This is a genomic window from Solidesulfovibrio sp., from assembly GCF_029978005.1.
Classification (GTDB): domain Bacteria; phylum Desulfobacterota; class Desulfovibrionia; order Desulfovibrionales; family Desulfovibrionaceae; genus Solidesulfovibrio.
Genome location: NZ_JARKOZ010000195.1, coordinates 1 through 8,167, shown reverse-complemented (window position 1 = coordinate 8,167; position 8,167 = coordinate 1). Strand labels below are relative to the sequence as shown.

Below are 8,167 nucleotides of genomic sequence, written 5' to 3'. Positions count from 1 at the left end.
CGAGCCTGCCGCGAAGCGGCGGCATCGGCCGGGGGAATTCCGGCCTCGCCGACGCACTCCCGCCAACGACCACGTCTCCACCCGCTTCCCCGACCTCCGCCTCCCCCATCGAGGGGGTCCGGGGGGGATCATCCCCCCCGGCCGCCGGAGGCCTCTTCCCTTCGCTAGTCCGCCCAGACGACCTTGTTGCGGCCGGTGCGTTTGGCTTTGTAGAGGGCGGCGTCGGCGGCGGCGAGCATGGCGTCCACGGATTCGTGGGGCTTGTCGCAGATGCCGATGCTGATGGTGACGCCGACGGTGTTCTTGCCGGCCTTGGCTTTGGAGCGTTCGATGCTGTTGCGCAGGTCGTTGAAGACGTTCATGGCTTGGGGCCCTTCCAGGCCGCTTGCGATGACGCAGAATTCCTCGCCGCCCAGGCGTGCGACGATGTCACCGCCGCGGAAGCGGTTGGCGAGGCCGTGGGCCACGTGTTTGAGGACTTCGTCGCCCACGGCGTGGCCGTAGGTGTCGTTGACCTTTTTGAAGTGGTCGATGTCGAGCATGGCCAGGGTCATGGGCGCTTCGCCGCGTTTGAGGCGCGCGTGGATTTCCTTGGAGGCTTCGAAGAAGTGGCGGCGGTTGTAGAGGCCGGTCAGGGGGTCGCGGATGGAGGTTTCGCGCAGCTTCTGGATGTATTCGAGCATTTCCAGGTTCTGGGTGACGCGGCAGTAGAATTCTTCGCTGGAGAAGGGCTTGTTGAGAAAGTCGTTGGCCCCGTTCTTGATGAACCGGGCGGAGAGGATGGTGTTGCCGTAGGCGGAGATGCCGATGACGGCCAGTTCCTCTTTGCGACGTCGGCGTCGGATGCGGCGGGTGAGTTCGACGCCGTCCATGCCGGGCATGAAGTAGTCGGTGATGACGACCTTGATTTCGGGGTGTCGTTCGAGGATGGACAGGGCGAGCGCGCCGGTGTCGGCTTCGTGGACGATGAACTCGTGGGCGGTGAGCAGGCGCACCAGGTAGTTGCGCACGGTCTGGGAGTCGTCGGCCACGAGGATGTCGACGAACTTGTTGAGCGAGATGCGCCGGACCAGGGAGACGAGGTAGTCGAGGCTGTCGGGCGATTCCTTGGACACGTAGTCCACGACCTTCTTGGCCCAGATGCGGTCGCGGACCTCGGATTCCACGTCGCCGGTGAAGACGATGGAGGGGATGCCCCGGGAGATGACGTAGTCCACGATGCGGCCGTCGGCGGCATCGGGCAGGTGCAGGTCGAGCAGCGCCACGAAGAACGTGTTTTTGTCGGGGTTTTCCTCGAGCAGGTAGCGGGCTTCCTCGAAGTTCGAGGCCCAACAGGCGTCGAAGAAGAGCTCATCCTCGATCTTGCGGATAAGCAAGCGGGCAAAGACCTTGCTGTCCTCGACGATGAGCACTTTTTCCATTGTGTACGACCGGAAAAAAACAACGGCTGCGTGATCGCATCATATCCACGGCCCGCATAAAAAGCCAGTCGCCGATCACGGTATTTTGGCGTCACGACTTGCTTTTGGCCCGTCGGGGACGATAAGGTGGCCGAAAGATTTATGGGGAGGGAATATGCGCCTTGGGATCGTGTTCGCCACATTCGTGACGGCCCTTGCCTTGGCCGGTCCGTGCCTGGCCCGCCAGCCGGACGGATTCGCCGGGACGCCTTTCGGAACGAAGCTCGCGTCCCTGCCGTCGTTCATGACGCTCAAAAAGGACGGCGACGTGGCCTACGCCGTGAACCTCAGCGAACGCTACCGGCTGGACGGCCACGCGCCGGTGGTGTTCTACGGCTTTGCCGGGGGCAACCTGTTCGCGGCCTACGTGCGTCTCGACGGGGTCATCGGCCGCGACGCCATGGCCAAGCGGATTTCGGCCGAGTACGGCAAGCCCTCCATCTCCGCCGAGGGCCGGGTCGAGGTCATGCGCTGGCGCAAGGGCGACGTGAAGGTCAAGCTCAAGTACGACCCCACGACCGGCTCCCTGAAGGCGGGCTATTATTCCATCGCCAACGCCGGCGCGGCGGCCAGGCTGCCCGAGCCGGACAGCGTGGACATGGACGCCCTGGTCAAGGCTTATGAAAAGGACAAGATCGCCAGGGGGGTCTCCTTGCCCGCCCAGGGCGCGCCCAAGGGATATTCGCCCTATGACGACGGCGTCGCCAATCCGGTTGGCCGACGTCCTGGCCCGTGAGGGCCGGGACGTCCTGACGGGGGAGCCGTCGCGCACGCTGGTCGAGGCGCTCATCCAGGGTGTGGCCGTCCTTGACGGGGAGCGCCGTTTCCTGCGCGGCAACGCGCCGGCCCGCCTTCGCCTGGGCGAAGGCGCGGTCGCGTCCTGCCATGCGGCGCTGCACGGCCGCGAAGCGCCGTGCCCAGAATGTCCCCTGCGCGGCGGCGTCCGGGCCTTTGACACGGCCCATGCCGCCTGCGTGGCCCTCGGCCCGGTCCCGGGGGACGGGGTCGTGTGCGTGTCGTGCGAACCGCCGCCGGCCTTCGACGCCAGGCGTCTCGGCGGCATTCTCGATTTTACCGGCACGGCCGTGTTCGTGCTGGACCTGGAGTATCGCTTCCTGTTCGTCAACAGGGCCTACGAGCGCCTCAAGGGCATTCCCCGGGAGCGGCTGCTCGGCATGTCCCTGGCCGAGACGTCGGGCCAGGAGGCCCTCGAGCGTTTCAAGACGTCGGCCCGCAAGGTCATAGCCTCGGGGGCGCCCTTGGAGCAGGAGCTTCGCCTGGCCGTCGACGGCCGCGAACGCACCTTCCAGGCCGCGTGCATACCGCTTCGCAACATCGCCGGCGAGTTGGACGCCTTGTGCGGCACGCTCACCGAGATCACGGCCCACCGGATGGCCGAGCGGGAGCTCGACGACGCCAGGCGGCGTTATCAGGCCATCGTCGAGGACCAGACCGAGCTCGTGTTGCGGCTCGACCCCAGGCTGCACCGCATTTTCGTCAACCGGGCCGTGTCCCGACTGGTCGGCCGGTCGGTGGAAAGCCTCGTCGGCGGGCTTTTCCTGGAAAGCCTGCCGGAGGGGGAAGCGGAGCCGCTGCGCCGGCGCGTCCTGGCCCTCACCCCGCGCGCGCCCACCACGGAAGTCCGCCATCTGGTCACCCTGACCGACGGCCGCACGCGGTGCCTCAGCTGGACCGTGCGGGCCATCTTCGACGACGCCGGCCGGGTGGGCGAGTACCAGGCCACCGGCCGCGACGTCACGGCCTACTGGCGCATGGAGCGGGAGCTCATCAAGAGCGAGGCCAAGTACCGGGACATCTTCGAGAATTCCGCGGAGGGCGTCTTCCAGTTCGATCCGTACGGAGCCATGGTGGCCTGCAATCCGGCCCTGGCCCGCATCATGGGCTACGCCTCGGCCGAGGAGGTGCTGCTGGAGCAGGGCGACCTGTTTTCCCGCATCCAGGCCCGCCAGGAGGACCGACTGGAATTCCTGCGCCTGCTCGCCCAGAACGGCCGCGTCTTCGAGTACGAGATGCAGGTGGTGCGCCGTGACGGCCGCACGGTGTGGCTCTCGGTCAACGCCCGGGCGGTGCTCGACGACTCCGGCCGCCTGGCCCGGGTCGAGGGCGCGGCCCGCGACATCACCGACCGCAAGCGGGCCGAGGAAGAGCGCATGCTGCTGGTCTCCGCCGTGGACCAGAGCGCCGAAGGGCTGGTCATCGTCAGCCGGGACTTCCGGCTCGAATACGCCAACCCGGCCTTCACCCAGATCGTCGGCGGCGGCCAGGGGCAGACCGGGGGCGGGGATCTGGCCGGGCATCTGGCCAGCTTTCTCGCGGATTCGGTGCGCAAGATGCTCTCGCTCGGCCTGCGCTGGTCCGGCCGGGTGCGCCTGACCCGGACCAGCGGCGAGGAGGCCCTGACCGACACGCTCATTTCGCCGGTGCGCGACGCCCAGGGGCACATCGTCAACCACATCCTGCTCGTGCGCGACGTGACCTACGAGACGGGCCTGGAAAAACGGCTGCGGCAGGTGGAAAAGCTCGAGGCCATCGGCGTGCTGGCCGGGGGCGTGGCCCACGACTTCAACAACCTGCTCACGCCCATCCTGCTCAACACCGAGATGATCCTGGCCGACATCCCCTGGCGCGATCCCCTGCGCAAGCCCCTGGCCGACGTGGTCCGGGCCTCGGAGCGGGCCCGCGACCTGGTGCGTCAGTTGCTCACCTTCAGCCGCCAGGGCGAGCTGACCGTGGGCCCCCTGCCGCTGACCCCCCTGGCCAAGGAGACGGTCAAGCTGGCCCAGGGCATGGTGGACGCGCGGGTGGAGATCCGCGCGCGCATCTCCGAACTGGCCCTGACCATCGAGGCCGACCCGGCGCAGATCCACCAGGTGCTCATGAACCTGTGCCTAAACGCCGCCCAGGCCATGCCCGAGGGCGGCGTCATGGAAGTGGGGCTCACGGCCGAGCCCGGCCCGCCCCGGCCCACCGGCCCCTGCAACGCCGCCGGCCTGCCCCTGACCGAACTGGCCGAGGGGCCCTACGCCCGCCTCTGGGTGACGGACACCGGCCATGGCATGAGCCCGGACATCTGCGAACGCATCTTCGAGCCGTTTTTCACCACCAAGCGGCCCGGCCAGGGCACGGGCATGGGCCTTGCCGCCGTGCACGGCATCGTCAAGGGCTGCGGCGGAGCCGTGCTGGTCTCGAGCGCCGTGGGCCAGGGGAGCACCTTCGAGGTCTTCCTGCCGCTGATCCCCCGGCCCGATCCGCCCGAGGAAGACGGACTCAGTTGATGGGCGCGTCGAGCAGTTCGTAGCCCTGCCAGCCCGGGCCGTCGAAGTGCCACCACTCCGTGGGCAGGGGCTCGAAGCCTTCCTTTTTCATGGCCGCCTTGAGCTTCCTCGAATTCTCCAGGGCCGCCTTGTCGCCGCCGGCGTAGTCGCGGCGGGCCTTTTCCGTGAAGTCGTCGAAGCCCGACGGCATGGGCAGCTCGTTGCCGGCCGCATCCACCAGGGTCAAATCCACGGCCGCGCCCCGATTGTGCTTGGACCCCGACACGGGCTTGCCGTCCTTTTCCTCGGGCTTGGCCACCCAGTCCTCGTTGGGCACCAGAGCCCAGAATTTCTTCTGGATGGAGAAGGGCCGGTAGCAGTCGTAGACCTTGAGCCCCAGGCCCTGCTTCTCGAGATCGGCCTGGACCCTGGCCAGCCGCTTGGCCACGTCGTCGCGCAGATAGCATCTGGCGGCCGGATAGACGGTCACCTTGGTGAAGTTGTTCGGCGTGGCGTAGCGGATGTCGAGCCGCACCCCGGGAGCGGGCTTGGTGACGTCCACGAGGCCGGCCGCCTCGGGCGTGGCCGGTCCGGCCGCCCCGGCGGCCAGGGGCAGGGCGAGCAGCATCCACAAGACGAACAGGGCGGCGTCACGTCGGCGCATGGGGATTCTCCTTTTCGAAGGACAATGCCGGCACGGCCGATAATGTCAAGCCGCGACGGGACGGGCCGTGGGCCGGGGAAAGCCTCCCCTCGGTTGACGCCGCGACGCCCAGGGTCCATAACGTTGCATGGTCGCCCCCGGCGGCCCATCATTCGTTGAGGAGGAACGCGTCATGAGCGAACGCACCGGACTGATCACTTTCCTCGGCGGCGGCCTGACCCTCGTCGGCAACCCCGTCGGCGTGGGCGACGCCGCCCCGGACTTCACCGTGCTGACCAACGAGCTGGCCCCGGCCAAGCTCGGCGACTTCACCGAAAAAGGCCTCATCCTCATCGCCGTGCCGTCCCTGGACACGGCGGTGTGCGACCTGGAAGCCCGCAAGTTCAACAAGGAAATGGAGAGCCTCAGCGGCAAGGCCAAGGCGCTGGTCGTCAGCATGGACCTGCCGTTCGCCCAGAAACGCTGGGCCGAGGCCGCGGGCGTCAAAAATATCGTCACCCTGTCCGACCACCGCGACGCCGCCTTCGGCCAGGCCTACGGCCTGCTCATCAAGGAACTGCGGCTGCTGGCCCGGGCCGTGCTGGTCCTCGGCCCGGACCGCAAGGTGGCCTACATGGAGCTGGTGCCGGAAGTGACCAACGAGCCGGACTATGCCGCCGCCCTTGCGGCCCTCGGCAAGGTCCTGTAGACACGGCCTGACCGCCCAGGCGGCGGTACGGGACATACCATGAAGCACCATCCGTCATCACGCGGCCGACGCCTCCGGGCGTCGGCCCTTTTTGCGAGCCTGGCCCTTTGCGCCCTGCTCGCCGGCTGCGGCGGCCAGCAAGCCACCGTCACCCCCTCGGTCATCGTGGAAAAAGAGGCGCTTGGCCGCGACGTCGAAGTTTCGGTCAAGGTCGTGGACGCCCGCCCGAGCGCCGAGGTGGGCCTGTGCAACCCCGCCTCCTCCTTCGCCGGCAAGCTGACCACGGCCTGCGACCCGGCCCCGGCCATGCGCACGGCCGTGGAAACGGGCCTGCGCGACAAGGGCTTCAAGCCCGCCGCCCCCAGCGAGGCCGTGGTGCGAAAACTCACGGTGGAACTGACCGAACTCTCCTACAAGCCGACCCAGGAAGGCGCGCACCTGGCCGCCCGGGCCGTGGCCGTGGTCTCCGTCACCGCCGACAACAACGGCACGATCGAGACCAAACGCTACGAGGGCGAAACGGTCTGGAAACTGCCGGCCGAAGGCGTGGAGCCGGAATTCGACAAGCTCCTCAGCATGACCGTGTCCAAGGCCCTCTCGCGCATGGCCGGGGACTACGAACTCATCCATTTCCTGGAAAAAACCATCCTGCGCACGCGGGACATCAAGTAAATCCCCCGGGGCCGCGCTGACGCGGCCCCGGCCTCGCTTCCAACCGGCCTCGCCCAAGGCCCCATCCGGCGGACCCGCCGCCGCATAAGGACGATTCCCCATGGCCCTTTCCGTCGGCATCGTGGGTCTGCCCAACGTCGGCAAATCCACCCTGTTCAACGCGCTGACCAAGGCGCAAAACGCCCAGGCCGCCAACTACCCCTTCTGCACCATCGAACCCAACGTGGCCATCGTGCCCGTGCCCGACGCCCGCCTGGACGCCCTGGCCGCCCTGGTCGACCCGGCCCAGATCGTGCCGGCCACCGTGCGCTTCACCGACATCGCCGGCCTCGTGGCCGGGGCCAGCAAGGGCGAAGGCCTGGGCAACAAGTTCCTGGCCCACATCCGCGAAACCGAGGTCATCGTCCACGTCGCCCGCGCCTTCGAGGACGACGACGTGGTCCACGTGGCCGGTTCCGTGGACCCGGCCCGCGACATCGACGTCATCGACACCGAACTCGTCCTGGCCGACGCCCAGGTCCTGGAAGCGCGCCTGGACCGCCTGGTCAAACAGACCAAGGGCAGCAAGGACAAGGACCTGCTCGACAAGGTCGCCGCCGGCAAACGCCTGCTGGACCACCTCATGACCGGCGCGCCCGCCTCCACCGTCGATGGCGTGGACACCCCGGCCATGCTCGCCCTGTTCGACGAAATCCGCCCCCTTTCCGGCAAGCGCGTCATCTACTGCGCCAACGTCGGCGAGGACGACCCCAACGGGCAGTCCCCGCTCGTGGAGAAAATCCGCCAGATCGCCGCCTCGCGCGGCGCGGACATGGTCGTGGTCTGCGCCCGCATGGAAGAGGAGCTGGCCGGGCTGGCCGACGACGAGCGCCTGGAATTCCTGGCCTCCTACGGCCTGACCGAATCCGGTCTCGACCGCGTGGCGCGCCTGGCCTACCACACGCTCGGGCTCATCAGCTTCTTCACCGCCGGGCCCAAGGAAGTGCGCGCCTGGACCATCGCCGCCGGCACCAAGGCCCCGGCCGCCGCCGGACAAATCCACTCCGACATCGAACGCGGCTTCATCCGCGCCGAAGTCATCGCCTACGACGACTACATCAAGCACCAGACCGAGGCCAAATGCCGCTCCGCCGGCGTGCTGCGCCAGGAAGGCAAGGACTACGTCATGGCCGACGGCGACGTAGTGCACTTTTTGTTCAATGTGTAGGGGATAGGAAGCGGAGGGAAGGGAAGATGCCTCCGGCGGCCGGGGGGGATGATCCCCCCCGGACCCCCCCGATGGGGGAGGCGGAGGAGGGGGAAGCGGGTGGAGACGTGGTCGTTGGCGGGAGTGCGTCGGCGAGGCCGGAATTCCCCCGGCCGATGCCGCCGCTTCGCGGCAGGCTCGGCCGGGGGAATTCCGGCCTCG

The 8,167-nt window shown here is 68.0% G+C and carries 7 protein-coding genes; 5 read left to right on the top strand and 2 right to left on the bottom strand.

Annotated features, from left to right (window positions below; all coding sequences use genetic code 11):
- Positions 1-164: 164 nt before the first annotated feature.
- Entirely contained in the window at positions 165-1,421 is a 1,257-nt protein-coding gene (locus Q1K70_RS20415; protein ID WP_300163983.1) for a response regulator, read from the bottom strand.
- 154 nt (positions 1,422-1,575) lie between these two features.
- Here Q1K70_RS20415 and Q1K70_RS20410 point away from each other — a divergent pair, with 154 nt between their 5' ends.
- Both Q1K70_RS20410 and Q1K70_RS20405 read left to right on the top strand, forming a co-directional pair.
- Entirely contained in the window at positions 1,576-2,196 is a 621-nt protein-coding gene (locus Q1K70_RS20410) for a hypothetical protein (RefSeq protein WP_300163980.1), read from the top strand.
- Positions 2,150-4,756, top strand: coding sequence for a PAS domain S-box protein (locus Q1K70_RS20405; RefSeq protein ID WP_300163976.1), 2,607 nt, complete (start codon positions 2,150-2,152; stop codon positions 4,754-4,756). Before Q1K70_RS20410 ends, Q1K70_RS20405 begins: the two co-directional genes overlap by 47 nt.
- Here the strand turns inward: Q1K70_RS20405 and Q1K70_RS20400 are convergent.
- On the bottom strand, positions 4,749-5,399 hold the full coding sequence (locus Q1K70_RS20400; protein ID WP_300163973.1) for a M15 family metallopeptidase: 651 nt from the start codon (positions 5,397-5,399) through the stop codon (positions 4,749-4,751). The two genes, Q1K70_RS20405 and Q1K70_RS20400, sit on opposite strands and share 8 nt — an antisense overlap.
- Positions 5,400-5,571: 172 nt before the next feature.
- Here Q1K70_RS20400 and tpx point away from each other — a divergent pair, with 172 nt between their 5' ends.
- From tpx to ychF, 3 genes are all read left to right on the top strand, one after another.
- Complete coding sequence (tpx, locus tag Q1K70_RS20395; protein ID WP_300163970.1) at positions 5,572-6,087, top strand: thiol peroxidase; 516 nt, start codon at positions 5,572-5,574, stop codon at positions 6,085-6,087.
- Between the two features lie 39 nt (positions 6,088-6,126).
- Positions 6,127-6,759 (top strand): YajG family lipoprotein, encoded by a 633-nt coding sequence (locus Q1K70_RS20390; protein WP_300163967.1) that lies wholly within the window; start codon positions 6,127-6,129, stop codon positions 6,757-6,759.
- A 100-nt stretch (positions 6,760-6,859) separates the two neighbouring features.
- The gene (ychF, locus tag Q1K70_RS20385) at positions 6,860-7,966 is read left to right on the top strand and encodes a redox-regulated ATPase YchF (RefSeq protein ID WP_300163964.1); all 1,107 of its coding nucleotides are present in this window, start codon (positions 6,860-6,862) and stop codon (positions 7,964-7,966) included.
- Positions 7,967-8,167 lie beyond the last annotated feature (201 nt).